The 18,078-nt window shown below is 63.5% G+C and carries 17 protein-coding genes; 8 read left to right on the top strand and 9 right to left on the bottom strand.

Features of this window, described 5'->3' with window-relative positions:
* Positions 1-110 precede the first annotated feature (110 nt).
* Both XH98_RS32045 and XH98_RS32050 read left to right on the top strand, forming a co-directional pair.
* Positions 111-1,658 carry an undecaprenyl-phosphate glucose phosphotransferase gene (locus XH98_RS32045; protein WP_271620987.1) on the top strand — a complete coding sequence of 516 codons (1,548 nt, stop codon included), beginning with the start codon at positions 111-113 and terminating at the stop codon, positions 1,656-1,658.
* 148 nt (positions 1,659-1,806) lie between these two features.
* The gene (locus tag XH98_RS32050; protein WP_271620988.1) at positions 1,807-3,063 is read left to right on the top strand and encodes an O-antigen ligase family protein; all 1,257 of its coding nucleotides are present in this window, start codon (positions 1,807-1,809) and stop codon (positions 3,061-3,063) included.
* On the opposite strand, the gene XH98_RS32055 is transcribed toward XH98_RS32050, so the two are convergent.
* Entirely contained in the window at positions 3,032-3,508 is a 477-nt protein-coding gene (locus XH98_RS32055; protein ID WP_271600497.1) for a MarR family transcriptional regulator, read from the bottom strand. The genes XH98_RS32050 and XH98_RS32055 overlap by 32 nt on opposite strands.
* Before the next feature lie 148 nt (positions 3,509-3,656).
* Between XH98_RS32055 and XH98_RS32060 the strand changes: the two genes are divergently transcribed.
* Positions 3,657-4,853 carry an FAD-dependent monooxygenase gene (locus XH98_RS32060; protein WP_271620989.1) on the top strand — a complete coding sequence of 399 codons (1,197 nt, stop codon included), beginning with the start codon at positions 3,657-3,659 and terminating at the stop codon, positions 4,851-4,853.
* A 102-nt stretch (positions 4,854-4,955) separates the two neighbouring features.
* Here the strand turns inward: XH98_RS32060 and XH98_RS32065 are convergent, their stop codons facing one another.
* From XH98_RS32065 to XH98_RS32080, 4 genes are read right to left on the bottom strand one after another with little or no spacing between them, the layout of a single operon-like run.
* On the bottom strand, positions 4,956-6,131 hold the full coding sequence (locus XH98_RS32065; protein WP_271620990.1) for a saccharopine dehydrogenase family protein: 1,176 nt from the start codon (positions 6,129-6,131) through the stop codon (positions 4,956-4,958).
* Positions 6,132-6,136: 5 nt separating this feature from the next.
* Entirely contained in the window at positions 6,137-7,315 is a 1,179-nt protein-coding gene (locus XH98_RS32070) for a saccharopine dehydrogenase family protein (protein WP_271600494.1), read from the bottom strand.
* Between the two features lie 9 nt (positions 7,316-7,324).
* Positions 7,325-8,107, bottom strand: coding sequence for a DUF169 domain-containing protein (locus XH98_RS32075; RefSeq protein ID WP_057756320.1), 783 nt, complete (start codon positions 8,105-8,107; stop codon positions 7,325-7,327).
* Positions 8,108-8,149: 42 nt separating this feature from the next.
* On the bottom strand, positions 8,150-8,917 hold the full coding sequence (locus XH98_RS32080) for a YdcF family protein (protein WP_271620991.1): 768 nt from the start codon (positions 8,915-8,917) through the stop codon (positions 8,150-8,152).
* Positions 8,918-9,108: 191 nt separating this feature from the next.
* On the opposite strand from XH98_RS32080, the gene XH98_RS32085 reads away from it, so the two are divergent.
* From XH98_RS32085 to XH98_RS32095, 3 genes are all read left to right on the top strand, one after another.
* Positions 9,109-10,050, top strand: a complete 942-nt coding sequence (locus XH98_RS32085) for an acetamidase/formamidase family protein (protein ID WP_271620992.1) — start codon at positions 9,109-9,111, stop codon at positions 10,048-10,050.
* Between the two features lie 199 nt (positions 10,051-10,249).
* Complete coding sequence (locus tag XH98_RS32090; RefSeq protein WP_007603456.1) at positions 10,250-10,447, top strand: hypothetical protein; 198 nt, start codon at positions 10,250-10,252, stop codon at positions 10,445-10,447.
* Positions 10,448-10,520: 73 nt separating this feature from the next.
* Positions 10,521-10,997 (top strand): GcrA family cell cycle regulator, encoded by a 477-nt coding sequence (locus XH98_RS32095; RefSeq protein ID WP_271600583.1) that lies wholly within the window; start codon positions 10,521-10,523, stop codon positions 10,995-10,997.
* 283 nt (positions 10,998-11,280) lie between these two features.
* Here XH98_RS32095 and XH98_RS32100 read toward each other — a convergent pair whose 3' ends face one another.
* On the bottom strand, positions 11,281-12,765 hold the full coding sequence (locus tag XH98_RS32100) for a porin (protein ID WP_271600491.1): 1,485 nt from the start codon (positions 12,763-12,765) through the stop codon (positions 11,281-11,283).
* 409 nt (positions 12,766-13,174) lie between these two features.
* Between XH98_RS32100 and XH98_RS32105 the strand changes: the two genes are divergently transcribed.
* Positions 13,175-13,681 (top strand): MarR family winged helix-turn-helix transcriptional regulator, encoded by a 507-nt coding sequence (locus tag XH98_RS32105; RefSeq protein ID WP_271600490.1) that lies wholly within the window; start codon positions 13,175-13,177, stop codon positions 13,679-13,681.
* Between the two features lie 22 nt (positions 13,682-13,703).
* Here XH98_RS32105 and XH98_RS32110 read toward each other — a convergent pair whose 3' ends face one another.
* Complete coding sequence (locus XH98_RS32110; protein ID WP_271600489.1) at positions 13,704-14,819, bottom strand: alpha/beta hydrolase family protein; 1,116 nt, start codon at positions 14,817-14,819, stop codon at positions 13,704-13,706.
* 290 nt (positions 14,820-15,109) lie between these two features.
* Entirely contained in the window at positions 15,110-16,081 is a 972-nt protein-coding gene (locus tag XH98_RS32115; RefSeq protein ID WP_271621059.1) for an SDR family NAD(P)-dependent oxidoreductase, read from the bottom strand.
* Between the two features lie 562 nt (positions 16,082-16,643).
* Between XH98_RS32115 and XH98_RS32120 the strand changes: the two genes are divergently transcribed.
* Entirely contained in the window at positions 16,644-16,883 is a 240-nt protein-coding gene (locus XH98_RS32120) for a hypothetical protein (RefSeq protein WP_057756768.1), read from the top strand.
* Positions 16,884-17,008: 125 nt separating this feature from the next.
* On the opposite strand, the gene XH98_RS32125 is transcribed toward XH98_RS32120, so the two are convergent.
* Positions 17,009-17,983, bottom strand: coding sequence for an alpha/beta hydrolase fold domain-containing protein (locus XH98_RS32125; RefSeq protein ID WP_271600488.1), 975 nt, complete (start codon positions 17,981-17,983; stop codon positions 17,009-17,011).
* Between the last annotated feature and the right edge of the window lie 95 nt (positions 17,984-18,078).

Below are 18,078 nucleotides of genomic sequence, written 5' to 3' on the forward strand. Positions count from 1 at the left end.
AAGCCGGCTTTAGAGAATCTTCCGATTTGTCCGATAATCGACGTGCCAGGGGATTGGAAGCCCGGGGCGCCAAGCCGTGCCGCGAGTTTTTGGAATGGACGTAGACGCCCGTGGAACCGCTCAACGCACGCTCGATGCTCGATGCCGCGACCAGCGCCGCGGCCCGGCCTGCCGGGACTAATTTCGTGGAACGCCGCCGCCGGCTCACGCCGGCTGCGCTCGAGATCGTCAATCAGAAAGTCGCCCGCGCCTATTCGCCGATCGTGATTGCCGGCGTCGTGCGCGCTATCGACTTCGTGCTGCTCATCGTGGTGGGCATCGCCGTCTATGTCGGCTACGTCATGCCGCACAACGGCTTCAGCTGGGTCTATCCGTTAGAGATCGTCGCTGTCGCAGTCGCAGCCGTGGTCTGCTTCCAGGCCGCGGACATCTACCAGGTGCAGCTGTTCCGCGGCCAACTCCGGCAGATGACGCGGATGATCTCGTCCTGGTCGTTCGTCTTCCTGCTGTTCATCGGCGTCTCCTTCTTCGCCAAGTTCGGCAGCGAGGTCTCGCGGCTATGGCTCGCCGCCTTCTATTTCCTTGGCCTCGCCGCGCTGATCGCCGAGCGCCTCATCCTTCGTTCGCTGGTGCGCAGCTGGGCGCGCCAGGGCCGGCTCGATCGCCGCACCATCATCGTCGGCTCCGACAGCAACGGCGAGCAGCTGGTCGAGGCGCTGAAGGCACAGGAGGATTCCGACATCCACGTGCTCGGCGTGTTCGATGACCGCAACGACAGCCGCGCGCTCGATACCTGCGCCGGCACGCGCAAGCTCGGCAAGGTCGACGACATCGTCGAATTCGCCCGGCGCACCCGCGTCGATCTCGTGTTGTTCGCGCTGCCCATTTCGGCGGAGACGCGCATCCTGGAGATGCTGAGGAAGCTCTGGGTGTTGCCGGTCGACATCCGTCTCTCCGCGCACACCAACAAGCTGCGCTTCCGGCCCCGTTCCTATTCCTATCTCGGCGAGGTGCCGACGCTCGACGTGTTCGAGGCACCAATCACCGATTGGGATCTGGTGATGAAATGGCTGTTCGACCGCGTCGTCGGCAGCCTCGCATTGCTTGCGGCCCTTCCCGTGATGGCGCTGGTGGCGCTGGCGGTGAAGCTCGACAGCCCCGGTCCCGTCCTGTTCCGCCAGAAGCGGTTCGGCTTCAACAATGAGCGCATCGACGTCTATAAATTCCGCTCGATGTATCACCACCAGGCCGACCCGACGGCCTCGAAGGTCGTGACCAAGAACGATCCGCGCGTCACCCGCGTCGGCCGCTTCATCCGCAAAACCAGCCTCGACGAGCTGCCGCAGCTCTTCAACGTGGTGTTTTCGGGCAATCTTTCCCTGGTCGGCCCGCGTCCACACGCGGTGCAGGGCAAGCTTCAGAGCCGGCTGTTCGACGAGGCCGTCGACGGCTATTTTGCCCGCCACCGCGTCAAGCCCGGCATCACCGGCTGGGCTCAGATCAACGGCTGGCGCGGCGAGATCGACAATGAAGAGAAGATCCAGAAGCGCGTCGAGTTCGACCTCTACTACATCGAGAACTGGTCGGTGCTGTTCGACCTCGTCATTCTGCTGAAAACGCCGCTCTCGCTGCTGACCAAGAACGAGAACGCGTATTGAGTTTCCGTCATGCCCCGGCTTGACCGGGGCATCCAGTACGCCGAGGCGCCAGCCGTTTTCCGCAACAGGCGCCGCAGAGTACTGGATCGCCCGGTCAAGCCGGGCGATGACAGCGGTATTTGTGGCGTGAGATTTGCGTGAGCGTGTGATGGCGTATGCGGCAACTGCCGGTGGAATGAACGTAGCCGCACCGGCTGCGCCCGGCGTGCTTGCCCTCCAGCGCGCGCTGGTCTGGCTGGTCGGCGCCTCGGGCGCAATCGTCTTCATCGAGCCGAGCCCTTACGAGATCGCGACGCTGCTCGCCACCGTCGCCTTCTTTGCCACCGGCCTGCGCCTGCGGCTCGTGCTGATGCCGCTGGTGCTGGCCCTGGTGCTGCTCAATGTCGGCTACACCATCGGCGCGATCCCGCTGCTCGACCAGTCGGAGGTCGCAAGCTGGATCGCGACCTCCTGGTACATGGCCGTCACCGTGGTGTTCTTTGCCATGGTCATTTCCGAGGACACGGCGGCGCGGCTCGACATGCTGCGCCGTGGCCTCGTGGTCGGCGCGATGATCGCCTCGCTCTCGGCTATATCAGGCTATTTCAACCTGGTCCCCGGCGGCCACGATCTGTTGACGCTCTACGAGCGCGCTCGCGGCACGTTCAAGGACCCGAACGTGCTTGGCGCGTTCCTGATCCTGCCGGCGCTGTTTGCACTTCAGAGCGTGGTCTCGGACAAGCTCGCCAAGGCGTTCCGCAACGCCATCGCCTTCGCCATTATGTCGCTGGCGATCCTGCTCGCCTTTTCCCGCGCCGCCTGGGGCGGGCTGATCCTGACCTCGGCCTTCATGCTGGCACTGATGGTGCTGACCAGCCGCAGCAATGCCGAGCGCTCACGCATCATCGTCATGGCGATCGTCGCGGTCGTGCTGGGCCTGGCGCTGATCGCGGTGCTGCTGTCGTTCGATTCCGTCGCCGAGATGTTCAAGCAGCGCGCGAGCTTCGACCAGAGCTATGACGAGGGCCGCTTCGGCCGGTTCGGCCGCCACATCCTCGGTGCGGAGATGGCGCTCGACCTGCCGTTCGGCATCGGCCCCCTGCAATTCCACCGCTACTTCCCCGAAGACACCCACAACTCCTACCTGAACGCCTTCATGTCCGGCGGCTGGCTCTCCGGCGTCTGCTATCCGGCGCTGGTCTTCACCACCGTCATCACTGGCTTGCGCCACATCTTCGTCCGCGTGCCCTGGCAGCGCGCTTACCTCGCGGTGTTCTCCGCCTTCGTCGGCACCGTCGGCGAAAGTTTCGTGATCGACACCGACCACTGGCGCCATTTCTGGATGATGCTGGGCGCGATGTGGGGCATGATCGCGGCCGCACAGGCCTACAAGGTCAGGTCCGGCGAGGATGCTTCTTCAGCTTGAGATCGGGCCGCTGCTCCGGCGGCGTATCAAGCAGGCCCTTCAATGCTGCGGTCGCTGCGACCACGCCCTCGTAGCCCTCATTGGCAAAACGCAGCAGCAGGCGCAGCTCCTCGTCGGTATAGGCGCTGAAGACCTTCTCCATCGCCTGCTGCATCGGCACATAGAGCTGGCCGATCCTCTTCGCGGTCTCGGGCACGACGGCGATGAAAACCTTGCGACGATCGGCCTCGTCACGCTCGCGTCGCACGAACCCTGCCTTCTCGAGCCGATCGACCACGCCGGTGATGGCGCCCGTCGTGAGCCCCGTCACCTCGGCAAGCCTGCCCGCGGTCACGCGCCCCTCGAGATAGAGAATGTCCATGCATTCGAGGTCGGAATTGGCAATTCCGGCCACGTTCGCAACGGCTTGCCCATAGAGCACGCCCTGCGCGGACGACCGTCGCATCGCCTCTTCCAATTCTCCCAGCAACGCCGCGCGCGCCTTTGCCCTTGACAAGGCCCACCTCATATCTTAGCCGATATATATCTTAGCCACTAAGAGATTTAGTGACCTTAATTTCTCCTAGCACCACGGAAACCTCGGGAGCAAGCCAATGCCTCACCGTCCCCGCAAGGCCCTCATCATCGGCGCCGGCATTGCCGGGCCCGTCGCTGCGATCCTGCTGCGCCGCGCCGGCATCGAATCCGCGGTCTACGAAGCCTGGCCCTACTCCAAGGGCATCGGCGGCGGCCTCCAGATCGCGCCGAACGGCATGCATGTCATGGACGAGATCGGGCTTGCCGGCGAGCTGATCAGCCGCGGCTCGATCGCGGAATCCTTCGACTTCTATTCGCAAGACGGCCGACGGCTCGGCTCGATCAACCGCGACATGGCGCGGCGGTTCGGCCAACCCGCCGTGAACGTCTGCCGCGCCTCGCTGAACGAGATGCTGATCGACAAGGCCTGGTGCACGTGCGCTTCGCTCTATTTCGACAAGCGCCTGATCAAGATCGAGGATCGCGGCGACCAGCCCATCATCGCCTATTTCGCCGACGGCACCACCGCGGAGGGCGATTTTCTGATCGGCGCCGACGGCGTGCATTCGATCACGCGGCGCCAGGTTGTGCCTGATGGTCCCAAACCCTTCAACACCGGACTGATCGGCTTCGGTGGCTTCGTCCCTCATTCGGCCCTCGGCGGCAGGGCGATCGGCGGGCGTGTCGAGACCACGTTCGGACAGAGCGGCTTCTTCGGCTACGGCTATTGCAGCCCGGATCCCAAGGACGGCGCAATGTGGTGGAGCACGCAGCCCGCGCACGGCATGGATGCCGCGATGTTTCGCGCGCTCGACGCACAGGCGCTGAAGCAGCATCTACGCGGCTTCCATCAGGGCTGGCACGATCCGATCCCTGGGATCATCGAGGCGGCCGAGAACATTGTGGTCACCGACACGTTCGACGTCGCAACCTTGCCGACCTGGTCACGCAAGCGATCGCTGCTGATCGGCGACGCCGCCCATGCAACCAGCCCGCATGCCGGACAGGGCGCCTCGCTCGCGCTGGAAGATGCGATGCGGCTCGCCCGGCTGATGCAGGAGGGTCAGGAGTTGACGGCGACCTTCCAGGCCTTCGAAGCCGAACGTCGGCCGCGCGCGGAAAAGATCGTCGCCATCGCCCGGCGCAACGGCAACAACAAACGCGAGTTCAGCGCCGCCGGCGCGTGGATGAGAAATCAGATGATCAAACTTCTGTTGCCACTGGGCTCGAAGAGCATGGATTTCATGTACGCCTATGACGCGAGGGCAGCGTAGAGACAATTTCAGTGCCGTAGGGTGGGCAAAGCGCAGCGTGCCCACCACCGAGAGATGGTGGGCACGGCGCGATGCGCCTTTGCCCACCCTACGAGAGCCGGGCTAGCTCTCCACCTCAAACCTCAGCCCTGCGTGCTCCTGCAGCCGCCTGATCAGCTTGTGCTGCATCGCCGCGCCCGGCGTCCAGAGGCCGGCCGGAACGTCAGGCGCATCGCGCAGCAGGCAGACCGCGCATTCCGAGATCATCCTGGCCGTCGACGCGTAGCCGGGATCGAGGTCGCCCTTGACCGCCGCGCGAACCTGGCGGCCATCGGGCGCGATCGCGATATAGAGCAAATCGTAATGACCGTTGTCGCGCTCTTCCTTCGACGGTCCCTCGCCGGGCTTGAGCGCTTCGGGCCCGGTCTTTTCGCTGTTGGCGGCCATGACGCGCTTGGCGTTGGCCTGCCCTTCGTCCTCCGGACCCGTCAGCACCATCTCGTCGTAGACAAAGTCCCTGCCGTACGGAAATCCCATCAGCATGTTGGAGCGATGGACGTTGCGTGTGTTCAGCGTCGCCATCGCGAACGGGGCGGACCAGGATTGCAGATCCTCCTCGAAAACAGGCCGGTTGCCACGCGGCTGCTTCGGCCCTTCGAAGCCGGGCGTAAATGCGAAAGGATCCTTGAGGATCGACACCAGGCTGAGATCCTGCGCAACCGCTTCGAAGGTGACCCTTGCGCTCGCGGAGGTGCCGCCGGAGAACTTCCAGCTGAGGTCGCGGACGCGCCCTTTGACGCGCGGCGCCGGCGCACCGAACACGCGCCTTGCTTCCTCCTGCACGAAGAACGCGCCGAGCTCGAACGGCATGGAATCGAAGCCGCAGGAGAACATGATGCGCGCACCGCTCGCTTTGGCGGCCGCCTCGTGCCGGTCGATCATCTGCTTGAGCCAGATCGGCTCGCCGCAGAGATCCATGTAGTCGGTGCCCGAGGCGACGCAGGCGGCAAGCAGATCGGCCCCATAAAGCTGATAGGGACCGACCGTGGTGACGATGAGCTTCGCCTGATCGACCATCGCCCGCAACGACGCCGGATCGGCCACGTCCGCGACGATCAGCGGCGTGTCAGTGGGCGCGCCGATCGTATCGCGAACGGAGGCAAGCTTGTCCCTGCTGCGCCCGGCGAGCGCCCATGTCGGCGCGCCGTCACCCACGTAATGCGCAGCGAGATACTCGGCCACAAGCCGGCCGGTGTATCCGGTCGCACCGTAGACGACGATGTCGAACTTCGCGGACACGGACCTTAAGCTTCCACCTCAAACCTCAGCCCTGCATGCTCCTGCAGCCGCCTGATCAGCTTGTGCTGCATCGCTGCGCCCGGTGTCCAGAAGCCGGATGCGACGTCAGTCGCGTCACGCAGCATGCAGATCGCGCATTCGGAGATCATCTTCGAGGTCGAGCCATAGCCGGGATCTCGGTCGCCGGTCACACCGGCGCGAACCATGCGGCCGTCGGGCGCGATTGCGACATAAAGCAAATTGAAGAGCCCGTTCTCGCGCTCCTCCTTCGATGGCCCCTCGCCCGGCTTCGGCGCGCTCGGGCCGGTCTTCTCGGCGTTCGCCGCCATCACGCGCTTGGCGTTGGCCTCGCCCTTCTCGCCGGGACCGGTCAGGACCATCTCGTCATAGACGAAGTCCTGGCCGTAGGGAAAGCCCATCAGCATGTTGGAGCGATGGACGTTGCGGGTGTTGATCAGCGCCATCATGAACGGCGCGGCCCAGGAGTTCAGATCCTCCTCGATCAGCGGCTTGTTGCCCCTCGGCTGCTTCGGACCGGTGAAGCCAGGCGTCAATGCGAACGGATCGTTCAGGATCGCGACGAGGCTGATGTCCTTGGCGACAGCATCGAAGGTCGCCTTGGCGCTCGCGGCAGTGCCGCCCGAAAGCGTACCGCGCATGTCGCGCACGCGGCCTTTCACGCGCGGGGCCGGAGCGCCGAACACGCGCTTGGCCTCTTCCTGCACGAAGAACGTACCGAGCTCGAACGGCACGGAGTCGAAGCCGCAGGAGAACACGATGCGCGCGCCGCTCGCCTTCGCAGCCGCCTCGTATTTGTCAATCATCTGCCGCATCCAGATCGGCTCGCCGCAGAGATCGAAATAGTCCGTACCCGTGGCGACGCAGGTCGCCAGCAGCGCCTCGCCGTAGAGCTGATACGGGCCAACCGACGTGATGACAGATCTCGTCTGCTCCGCCATCGCCTTCAGCGAGGCAGCATCGGACGCATCCGCAACGATCAGTGGCGTGTCGGCGGGCGCGCCGATCGCATCGCGCACGGATTTCAGCTTGTCGAGGCTGCGTCCAGCCATCGCCCATTTGAGCTGCTTGTCGTTCTTGTAATGCGCCGCCAAATATTCGGCCACGAGCTGGCCGGTGAAACCGGTCGCGCCGTAGACGACGATGTCGAATTTCGCAGAGCTCATGACTGGCCTTTACTTCTTTGCGTAGCTCACGCCCATGCCGGCGCGGACGTCGCTTTGAATTCCATAGGGCGGGATCGGATAGCGCAGACCGTTTTTGGCCAGCGCCTTCATGCCTTCGATTGCCTTGGCGAGATGATGCGGCTTCAGCGCCATCAGCATCTCCTCATCAGGCACGCCGCCATAGCGCCGTTCGGCATAGCATGGCAAGGACAGGCTGGGCTCGCCTGATTTCAGCGCCCGCCCCCAGGAATCCGCGCACGCAGTCTCCCCGACCACCCCCCATTCGAACTTCTTGTAGCCGGTATATTGCAGCCCGTTGATCAGGATGATCATCTGGCCGGGCGTGGCGTAGACGAGGCAGATGTCGGGCGGATCGAGCCGGCCGCTTGCGAGCGGGCTGACCGCGAGCGCCTGATACTGACCGAACGGGACCACGTCCAGTGCCTCCTGGCGCTTGCGCGCATCCTCCGCGGTGCCATGCCAGACCCCGACATAGTTTTCGCCGGCGAGCCATTTCTCGTCCTGAGGGCTAAGGCCGATCACCGCGCGGCACTGGTTGCCGACGAGATCGTCGCCGGTGATGCCCACGGTCCAGCCGAGCCGCGAGGCCATGCTGACGATCTGGTCGGTGGTGTGGATCGCAGTCGGCCGCCGGATCTTCGGGATCGCTTCCATGTCTTCGGCACGCGCGAACAGCTTCATGCCGATCACCGTGGTCTTCAGCCGCAACAGATTGTTGAGATCGGCGACGAGACCGGCAAGATCGATCCTGTCTGCACTCTGCTGTTGCATTGGAAGCCTCCCGACGGGTCGTTTGCGTTTCTGCGCTCTGTTCTAGTCCTTCGCAGGTCCCGGAAGCAACTCGCTGGTCCGGCCCATGAGGCGGTAGGCCAGAAGGCCGATCCATTCGCGCACCGCCACATCGGTGCGGCCGAGACCGTCCGCGCTGATATTGGTGAAAGAAAACAAATCGTCGGGCCCGCCCATCCGCCAGTCGACGGGATAGGCCTCGACGTCAAATCCGGCCTTGCGGAAAATGCCCATCGAACGCGGCATGTGAAAAGCCGAAGTGACCAGCAGCCAACGCTCGCCTGGCTTCGGCTGCACCAGGCGCTTCGTGAAGATCGCGTTCTCGTAAGTGTTGCGCGAGTTCCGCTCCACGACCAGGCGCTCTTTCGGAATGCCGATGCCCTCGAGGATCGGCACCGAATAGTCGGCCTCTCTGGCGTCCGTCGAGACCAGGTTCGCTGAGCCTCCCGTGAAGACGATACGCGCCTTCGGATAACGGCGTGCGAGCTCGGCCGGCGCCAACAAGCGATCGGCCGCATGCGCGACCACCGGGGTGCGATGCGCCGCCGACAGATCGGTATCGACGGAGCCGCCCAGCACGATGATGCCGTCGGGCGCGCCGCGCGACGGATCCCACGGCGGAAAGCGCGATTCCAGCGGATAGAGCAGGAGATTGCCGAGCGGCGAAAATGCCGCGAGCGCGAGCAGGACCAGCGTGGACACGGCCAGCTTGCGGCCGAACCGGGCAAAGCGCGTTGCCATCAGCACGACCGCGATGATCCCGAGCTCGACCAGAAGATTGAGCGGCAGCACCGCGGCACCGAGCGTCTTGGAAAGAACGAAGAACAGAAGAAACCTCGCTGAAATGATCGTAGCTGTGCCACGCGGGCTTGACCCGCCCGCTTGTCTTCAGAAATCTTCTTGGAAGAGGATCGATTGCCGGGTCAAGCCCGGCCATTGCAAGTTCTCAAGCGCTTTCGAATGACAACGACTGGACCCCGCAAATGACCCATCACCACCTGCATGCGAGCGCCGAAACCTGCCATTGGGGCTTCTTCGAAGCCAGCCTCAAGCCAGTCCTCACTGTCGCAAGCGGCGACGAGGTCACGGTCGACACCATCAGCGGCGGGCCCGAAGTGATCCCGGACCGCAGCCGGTTTCACGTTCCGCCTGAGATGACCGAGGTGCATGCGAAATCCGATCGGATGGTGCCAGGTCACATTCTCACCGGGCCGATCGCCGTCGGCGGTGCCGAACCCGGCGACGTCCTCCAGGTTGATATCCTGGACGTCAAGCTTCGGCAGGATTGGGGCTGGAATCTGATCAAGCCGCTCGCCGGCACCCTGCCCGACGATTTCCACGAGACCCGACTTCTCAACATCCCGCTGGACCGGGCGCGGATGGTCGGCCGTATGCCTTGGGGCCTCGACCTGCCCCTGAAGCCGTTTTTCGGCGTGATGGGCGTTTCGCCGCCCGCCAGCTGGGGCCGCATCTCCTCGCTCGTCCCGCGCGCCATGGGCGGCAACCTCGACAACAAGGAGCTCGGCGCCGGCGCGACGCTCTATCTGCCGGTGTTCGTCCCGGGCGCGATGTTCTCCTGCGGCGACGGCCATGGCGTGCAGGGCGACGGCGAGGTGTGCGTCACCGCGATCGAGACCGCGCTCTCGGGCCGCTTCCGGCTGACGCTGCGCAAGGATTTGCGGTTCGCCTATCCGCGCGCGGAGACGCCGACCCACTACATCACCATGGCGATGGACCCCGACCTCGACCAATGCGCGGTCCGCGCGCTGCGCGACATGATCGCGCTGCTCGGCGAAACGCGAAACCTCTCGCGCGAGGACGCCTACACGCTGTGCAGCCTCGCGGCCGATCTGCGGGTGACCCAGACCGTCAACGGCTCCAAGGGCATCCATTGCATGATCGAAAAAGCGATCGTGCACGGCTGAGCCCGGCCGCAACCTCCTGCCCTGCCGACACCATGCGCTGCCCGGCAACCCGTGCGGTGCGCTGGCGCTCGTCAATTTTTCTGAGCGATTCCAATACGCTGGGCCACCGATAAGCCCGGATTTGACTTCCACCCTCGAACCTAAATAGAGTCTTAATCGTTACTTTTATGTACCCGAGTAAGAGGCTAGCGTTCGGGCCATGGCCACCGAAAAAGCCGAGACTGACCGCATTCCCGTAACCTTGGCGCTCTCGACCATCACCTATCTGGAAAAACTGGTGAGACAGGGCACCCACGGCACCAGCGTTCCCGGCGTCGCACGGACATTGATCGAGGAGGGCATCCGTCTCGCCATCAAGGACGGGCTTTTGTCGATCCGCGACAATGGCAGGACGTGAACGCGCGACGAGCGTGAAGCGGACGGATCTCGAGCTGCTGATGGCCGGATGTCGCAACCTGGGACCGTTACAAATGCCTGTGCTCTCTCCGACCTGGACCGTTGAACGAATTGAACTGCTGAAGCAACACTTCGAGGCTGGCCTATCCTGCCGCGAGATCGCGGCCGACATCGGGGTCAGCCGCAACGCCGTGATCGGCAAGCTGTCGCGCCTCAATCTCACGCGCGGCCGCACGCTCGACGAGCGCAGGCTGCAGGACCGAACGCCCGTCCCGCGCCCGCCCAAAGCGGTGCCTCGCCTGCAATTTGAAATGCTCGCCACGATCTACGGCGAAGCAGACGCGGCAGGGGTGACCGGGCCGATCGACGACGCCAACCGTTGCTCATTGATGGAGCTCGATGCGAATCGCTGCCGCTGGCCGATCTCCACGCCCGGCGCGGCGGATTTCTGCTTCTGCGGCAACGCCGCGCACGAGGGCCAGCCTTATTGCATCGGCCACAGCCGCCTCGCCTACCGTCCGAACTCCCGCGCCCGCGTCATGCGCGGCTGAGGCGAGTCCTACCCTCTCCCCACAACAAAAAACCTCCGGCAGGGCACTACCGGAGGTTTCTGGAGGCTTAGCGTGAAGCTAAGAGCCGTGACTTTCGAAATCGGCTGAGAGCTATATAGCTTAGTAACTCAGGTAAGTAAATAAGATTGGTGACGCTTGAATCGCATAGCTCGTCTTCGCCGCCCGCGCAGGTGATTTCTGATTTTTGAAATCAGCCTTGACCAAGAAAAAAGCCCCGGCGGTCGCCCGCCGAGGCTCTCCGATCGATTGACGCGATCGATGATCAGAAGTTGCGCTGGGCGCGCAGCATCATGGTGAACGAGTCCTGGTCCTTCAGCTCGTACACAGCGGCCGGCTTGGCGGCGCTGGCAATCGCCGGAGCGTTGACGAAACCAGAGTACTTCTGGTCCAGGCGCGACCAGCTCAGGTCAGCCGTGAACGCCAGGTTCTTGACCGGAGTCCACACGGTGTTCACACCGACGACACCGAAGTTGAAGTCGGGGTTACAGGTCGAACCGGCCACGGCGATGGTAGCGAAGTTGGCGCAGATCATGGACTTGCCCGCCGAGCCGTAGCTCAGCGAACCATAACCACCATAGACGGCGCTCGCCCAATTCGGGCTCCAGTTGTGGGTATAACCACCGCGGACGCCCCAGGTCTTCACGGTATCGATGCCGGTACCGGTTCCGAAGACGCCGTCAGCAAGACCGGCGAAGCCGATGCTCTGATACGCCGAGCTGCTGCCGCCGAACATGAAGAAGGCTTGCGGGAACAGGCTCTGGAAGTTGTAGCGGGTCGCACCATCCGTATAGACGGCCTGCAGGTTGATCACGTCACCCGCACCGGTCGGGATGTTCTTGATCGACAACGAACCCTGCACAGCCCAACCCCACTTGTCGCTGGGATGACCGCTGGTTTCCGTCGCGCCGTAATAGGCCGCATGCATGTCATGCGCAGCGACCGAAATCTGGGCCAGACCCCAGGCCTGGTCGACACGGACCGCACCGGTGATGTCGGGTGAACGTGTTCCACCCCAATCGTTGGCGCCATAGACGCCGGTCACGAACTGGGCGGCCGTGCCCGACGAGACGTTCCAGAGATTCGACTGGCCGTTCGACGCCGTCGTCTCTTCCTCCAACGCGATCGAACCGGTGATGCCCTGGCCGAAGTCAGCCGTGTAGGCAACCTGGTTGATGCCGTTGACGTGGTTGGAGCCGCCCGGAAGGGTGTCGGGACCGCCCGCCACATAGCTCTGCCACGGGGCATCGAAGATCGAGACGGTGCGACCGAAGGTGAAGCCGGCAAACTGGATGAACGCGTGGTAGAGACCGAGCGCAGCCGAGCTGGACGAGATCGCGGACGGGTTGCTGCCGGTGACATCGGACGAACTATAGGTGAAGACCATGTCGGCATAGGTTCGCACGACGCCGTATTCGGTCGCGGTGCGCGTATCGACGTTGAGGTCCATACGAGCGCGGGCGAGATAGTAGTTGGTCAGACGGTTGTTCGACCCACCGTTCGCAGAGCTGGTGCTCTTGTTGAAATCATAGTCGCCACCACCGCCGAGAACAGCGTCAGCGCGGACGTAACCACCGAACTTGATGCAGGTGTCGGTGCCCGGCATGTAGTAGAAACCCGCACCGTACAGCGAGCAGATCTTCACGTATTCGACTGCCTTGGCCTTGACCGGAAGATCAGCCGCCTGAGCTCCACCGACGGCGATCAGACCCGCCGCAGTGCCGAGCAAAAGGCTCTTCACCACTTTCATTTAAAACCTCCAAGTTGCTCATTTTACGGAGATCGGACCGCATGGCCCCCCACATCCCCGTCTCTTCATCAAATCCGCTCGGCCGCTTCGCGCTTTCGGACGCACCCGCGAAAGACGCGAGGGACGTGAGCGAACCACCTGCAACGGGACGATCGAGAACCCCCCACCGTCACGGATCAATATGCCTGCGCCGTTCCGTTAATCAAAATAGTTTATTAGATCAGCTTTGTTGTTTCACTAACCCTGTGTCTGCGGCGCAACACCGCCCCAGGGCCAAAATGCTGACCGGCTCATATTTGTAGTTTCCGTGACACAATTACCCTGCTCTGCACTTGCGTCAGGGCAGACTTGCGTGGACTATGCGGCCGCGAAGACTGGCGAGAATGAATCAGTTTGCGGGAGTGACGCGGTGTCAGCGACGAGGAAAGAAGGGGCGCGCCTCCGCTCCGCCGGCAATCTCGATATCATCAGGCGATTTACCTGGGAGATATCCTCGATCAACATGTACCTGGAGGAGCTGCGTCAGTTCTGGGCCAGGACGCTCGGCATCAGCGGACCGCAATGGCTGATCCTGATGGCGATTTCCGACCTCGACAAGAACGACGGCGTGCCCATCAACGTGGTCTCCAAGCTGCTTCACGTCGACCCGTCCTTCGTCACCACCCAGTCCAAGCTTCTCGAGAAAAAGGGCCTGCTGCGTCGCCGCCCCTCGCCAACGGATGCCCGCGTGGTGCGGCTGTCGCTGGTCGAGAAAACGCAGAAACACATCGCGAGCCTCAACGAGCAGTACAAGACGATTCGCGAATTCGTCTTCCAGGAATTCGACGAGAACGAGCTGACGGAATTCACCGCCAAGCTCGCGACGCTGAAGAGCCGGCTCGAGAAGGCCTGCGTCAGGATCTCCCTGGACCTTTAAGGCTTCTCGGCCTGAAGGCCGCTCAGATCCGCTTCCCGGCGGCCCCGAGCTGGGATTCGAGCCAGTCGAAGATGTATTCGTTGGCAAGGCTCGGATTGTCGGCATGTGCCTGTGCCGCGCCGGTCTCCGCTGCGGTGAACACCTTCAGCACGATGTCCGAGCTACCGAGGCGGGATTTCTGCACGATCTGCTGCGCACGATCGGCCTCGAGCCAGCCGTCCTCGCCCAGCGTGATCAGCACCGGGCATTCGGCGCTTGACGCCATCAGCGGCGCATGCGGCACCGGAACGATGCTGAGGTCCCTCATGGCAAAACGGCTGGCAAAGAACGACCGCTCGTGCAGATCCCACAGACCGCCATCGCAGACGGCCGCGGCAAATCGCGGCTCCTGCAACACCGCGCGCGCGACGAACGACGAGCCCCACCCGTCGGCCACGATCGCAACGCGATCGAAATCGACATCGCTGCGCAGCTCCAAATAATCCATGGCGCTGGTGATCGAGCTCTCGATGTCCCGACGCTGCAGCAGCACGTCCACGTAATCGTCGCGCTCGACGCCGAGCAGATCGAGCGCCAGCATCGCAAATCCGCGCTCGCGCGCATGCGGCGCAAGCTTGACCAGGAATTCCTCCTTGCGATGCCCGGGCTCACCGATGCAAATCACGGTCGGAGCGCGGCCGTTCGCCGCGGGCGCGGGCAGGAAATAGCCCTGCAATGAATGCCCTTCGCCCCAGGGGATTGTCACGACCTCGCCGGCGGGCCCGCGCGCCGCGAGGAAACGGCGGGCGCATTCCTGCATCGCGAGCACCGCGACCCAGCGGCGCTCGTCGGCGGGATCGAGCGGCATCGCGGCTGCACCGTAATAATTCATCGCGCGCAGCCAATTGCGTTGCGCGGTGACCCTGTGGCCTTCGGCGAAGGCCGCCTCGGCACGATGCCTGTTGGCCTGGGCCAGCTTCTTCCACTCACGATGCCAGGACTGTTCGTCGCCGTGCTTGAGCCGCCGTGCGATCATCAAGCATTCGGCGATGGTGGCGCCACCCTCTTGTGCCGCGGTCAGCAAGCGGGTGAACTCAGCGGAGATATCTTCTCTCTCCGGGCAGAGGATGAAGTCGTCGGAGAGGCATGCGGGTATCATCGGAGCGACGCTCTGTCGTGGCATTACTCCTGATTCACTAAACTATTTTGGTTCCCCGACCAAGCAGCGCTGCGCCGAATGAGACCTATTCAAGATCACCATCGCTTGAACGCGGGAATATCCTTGCATGCGTGACTTTCGGTCTCGCCATGACGTCGTCAGGATGAGCAAGGGGCGCCGGCAAATACCTGAGTAAAATGTATCGCGCGCCCCTTGCGATGACGATGATCATCCCTACTTAGGCAAGCCGTTATTGGCAGCCTCAGCCAAGGCGAGGCCGCCAAGGAGAGTCAGCCAAGCCGCCAGCCGACCTCCTGGGTAAAGCTTTCGTAGAAGGCGCGGTCATAGGCCTGCTCTGGCGTCGCGCGGACACGTTCGTCGAGACGCTTTGCGTCATCTCCCACAAGAATACGCCACCGCTCTGCCTTGACGCCGTCCAGGATGATCTTGGCGGCCTGTGCAGCGGTCGTCGGTGCATCCTCGAGGAAGCTGCGGGCGCGCTCGGCGAACGCCGCCTGGATGTCCTCGTCCGACATTTTGTCAGCATCTGGCACGCCGGCCGCGACCATGCGCTTACGGGTCAGCGCGACCTCGTCGGCATTGAGCCGCTCCGAGCCGTCGCCGCTCTGCACCTTGCGCGAATTGGAGACGATCGAGGTGCCGATATGACCGGGCATCACCACCGAGCATTTGACGTGCGGGGCATGCAGGCGGAGATCGGTGATCAGCGCTTCGGTGAATCCCTTCACGGCAAATTTCGCCGAGCTGTAGGCGGTGTGCGCCTGGCCCATGCCGATCGAGGCCCAGAAGCCGTTGACGCTGGCGGTATTGACGATGTGGGCTTCGTCCGCCGCAACCAGCATCGGCAGGAAGGTGCGGACGCCGAGATAGACGCCGCCCCAGCAGATGTTGAAGGTGCGCTCCCACTGCTCGCGCGTGTTGGTGAACAGGCTGCCGCCGCCGCCGATGCCGGCATTGTTGAACAAGAGATGGATCTTGTCCGTCTTCTGCTGCTCGGCAAGTTCATCGCGAAAACGCTTCAGATGATCCTCGATCGAGACGTCGGCGACATGGGTGGTTACGCGCAGGCCCTGCGGGAGCTTCTCAACCTCGCAAAGCCGCTTGGTCTCGGCCATCGCAGCTTCCGAGACGTCGCACATCGCGACGTTGCAGCCTTCGGCCACGAGCTGCCGCGCGAGCTCCCGGCCCATGCCCGTGCCGCCACCGGTGATGACGGCGATCTTTCCAGCAAATTCCTTCATGGGACTTTCGGCCCTCCCCTTGTTTTTCTTCTGTTGACCTTCCAGCGCGATGCACTGGGCCGGCGCGAACTGTAGCAGCGCCTTGGGCGCGCTGTCACGGATCGCGCGACGCCGCCGGCGGCGCGTGCCGCAGCATGAGCCACACGTCATCGTGGTCTCACCGAAGATGGTTCGTTCGTCGCTCATTGGCACCGCAACCGCGGTCAGTTGATGAAACGGTTGCACCTTATTGAGCCCGGGGCCGCGTCTGCCAGATCGGCACGCCGTCGACTGGTGGGGTTCGCGCGCCGCCGAAGTGCTTATTCCGCAGCTTGAAAATGACCGTTGCTGCGGTCGTGTCTGGTGGTGACGCGTGGCGTCACGAATCAGCGCGTTTCTCCCCTGATTCCTTTGGGTTCCCCGTATTTGTCCGGCTTCGATTAAGGGACAAATTTTTTACAATCCGAATCGTCAAATGGGGCATTGGGGCGAGCAGGCCCAGCCAGCGTGTCGTTTCCGACACAGACTGTGGCACTCGGCTTGCATCCTCCTCGTGGTCGAAACTGCCGATGAGGTGACTGGAATGTTCATAACCGTCGTTGCCGTGCTCTGCCGGCTTGGCGCTGCTGCCTCGGGCAGCTGTGTCGAGGAAATCGTGACCGACAGCAACATGACGCCCGACATGTCGATGATGGCATGTGCGGTCGGTGCGCAGGCCCCGCTTGCAAAATGGATGGACGAGCATCCGATCTATCGCGCAAATTGGCGCCTTGAGCGCTACAAATGCGTGCCGGGTCACTACGAGATCAAGGGCCGCGCCTAAGGCCCCGCAAAACCGCTGATATCGAGGAGACGCCCGCGGAGCCGCATTGGCCCTCCGTGCGGGCACCACCGACGCAAGGTCTCACGCGAGGCCGCGCGCAGCGTGACATCGGTCACGCTCTTTCCTTAAGCCACCGCCCCCAAAATCATCGCACGCGCCCGCCGGCCCTCCGGCGTCGGCATCAGCGCGTAATTGTGCGGCTGGTCACGCCACAGATGCAACTCGACCGGCACACCAGCTGCCCGTGCTCGTACCGCGAGATCGACGCTGTCGGGGTAGAGCAGATCGCGCGTGCCCGAAAAGATCGTCATCGGCGCCAGCGCGCGGAACGCGCCATTGAGCGGGCTGACGAAGGGATGGCCGACATCGAGCTCGCCGGCATAGAGCCGCGCGGCCTCGATCATGCCAGGAATATCCTGGATCGGATCGCGCACGGCGATCTCCGCTTGCTCGGGGCGGCCGAGAGAGGCGTCGGCGGCCGGCGAGATCAGCATCAGCCGGTTCGGCTGGCGATGGCCGCGGTCGCGCAACCATTGGCACGCTGCAAGCGCAAGACCCGCCCCGGCCGAATTGCCCACCACCGTGACCTTTGCCTCCCCCGCATCCTCCAGCAGCATCCGCAACAGCTCGGCGGTTGCAGGCACGACATCCTTCGCAGTGGCGCGCGGCGCCAGCGGATAAATCGGTACGACGCAGACGACGTCCGCCTCGCGTGTCATCTGGCCGACAAAGCGCCAATGCGCCGGCACGATCTCGTTGATGTAGCCGCCGCCATGCAGGAACATGACGAAATTGCAGCCCTCATGTCCCGACGACGGCGCGGTATAATAGACCGGCCATCCGCCCATCTTGGTCAGCATCGCATCGACGCCGCGCCCCAAGCCCGTCGGCTCGAACGATGCAGGCTCCAGCGCGAGCTTCTGCACATGGGCCTGCACGGCCTCCGCGGAGGCGAGCTGCTGCTTGTAGGGAAGCTGCCGCAGCAGCAGGTTGAACAGCCGGCTCTGCAGGCTCGGCGCGGGATCGCGGCCGGCCGGCGGACTGAACCCGCAACCCACCGGGCAAAACTGCAAGGCCGACACGATCCTGGCAACGCTCATGGCCACATCCCCATCTGGCTCGTCCGAGGCGGCGACAAAGAGGCTTGCTGACCCGCCGCCCCTCGGCAATATAATGCGAGCATTCACTCGCTTTT

The organism is Bradyrhizobium sp. CCBAU 51745 (assembly GCF_028128715.1).
Lineage (GTDB): Bacteria > Pseudomonadota > Alphaproteobacteria > Rhizobiales > Xanthobacteraceae > Bradyrhizobium > Bradyrhizobium manausense.

Bases quoted from the DNA above. Each gene is read 5' to 3' on its own strand.
- XH98_RS32115 (WP_271621059.1), bottom strand. From the start codon at position 16,081: ATGAAGGAATTTGCTGGAAAGATCGCCGTCATCACCGGTGGCGGCACG.
- XH98_RS32070 (WP_271600494.1), bottom strand. From the start codon at position 7,315: ATGAGCTCTGCGAAATTCGACATCGTCGTCTACGGCGCGACCGGTTTC.
- XH98_RS32060 (WP_271620989.1), top strand. From the start codon at position 3,657: ATGCCTCACCGTCCCCGCAAGGCCCTCATCATCGGCGCCGGCATTGCC.
- XH98_RS32075 (WP_057756320.1), bottom strand. From the start codon at position 8,107: ATGCAACAGCAGAGTGCAGACAGGATCGATCTTGCCGGTCTCGTCGCC.
- XH98_RS32120 (WP_057756768.1), top strand. From the start codon at position 16,644: ATGTTCATAACCGTCGTTGCCGTGCTCTGCCGGCTTGGCGCTGCTGCC.
- XH98_RS32085 (WP_271620992.1), top strand. From the start codon at position 9,109: ATGACCCATCACCACCTGCATGCGAGCGCCGAAACCTGCCATTGGGGC.
- XH98_RS32100 (WP_271600491.1), bottom strand. From the start codon at position 12,765: ATGAAAGTGGTGAAGAGCCTTTTGCTCGGCACTGCGGCGGGTCTGATC.
- XH98_RS32110 (WP_271600489.1), bottom strand. From the start codon at position 14,819: ATGATACCCGCATGCCTCTCCGACGACTTCATCCTCTGCCCGGAGAGA.
- XH98_RS32090 (WP_007603456.1), top strand. From the start codon at position 10,250: ATGGCCACCGAAAAAGCCGAGACTGACCGCATTCCCGTAACCTTGGCG.
- XH98_RS32055 (WP_271600497.1), bottom strand. From the start codon at position 3,508: ATGCGACGGTCGTCCGCGCAGGGCGTGCTCTATGGGCAAGCCGTTGCG.
- XH98_RS32050 (WP_271620988.1), top strand. From the start codon at position 1,807: ATGGCGTATGCGGCAACTGCCGGTGGAATGAACGTAGCCGCACCGGCT.
- XH98_RS32095 (WP_271600583.1), top strand. From the start codon at position 10,521: ATGCCTGTGCTCTCTCCGACCTGGACCGTTGAACGAATTGAACTGCTG.
- XH98_RS32125 (WP_271600488.1), bottom strand. From the start codon at position 17,983: ATGAGCGTTGCCAGGATCGTGTCGGCCTTGCAGTTTTGCCCGGTGGGT.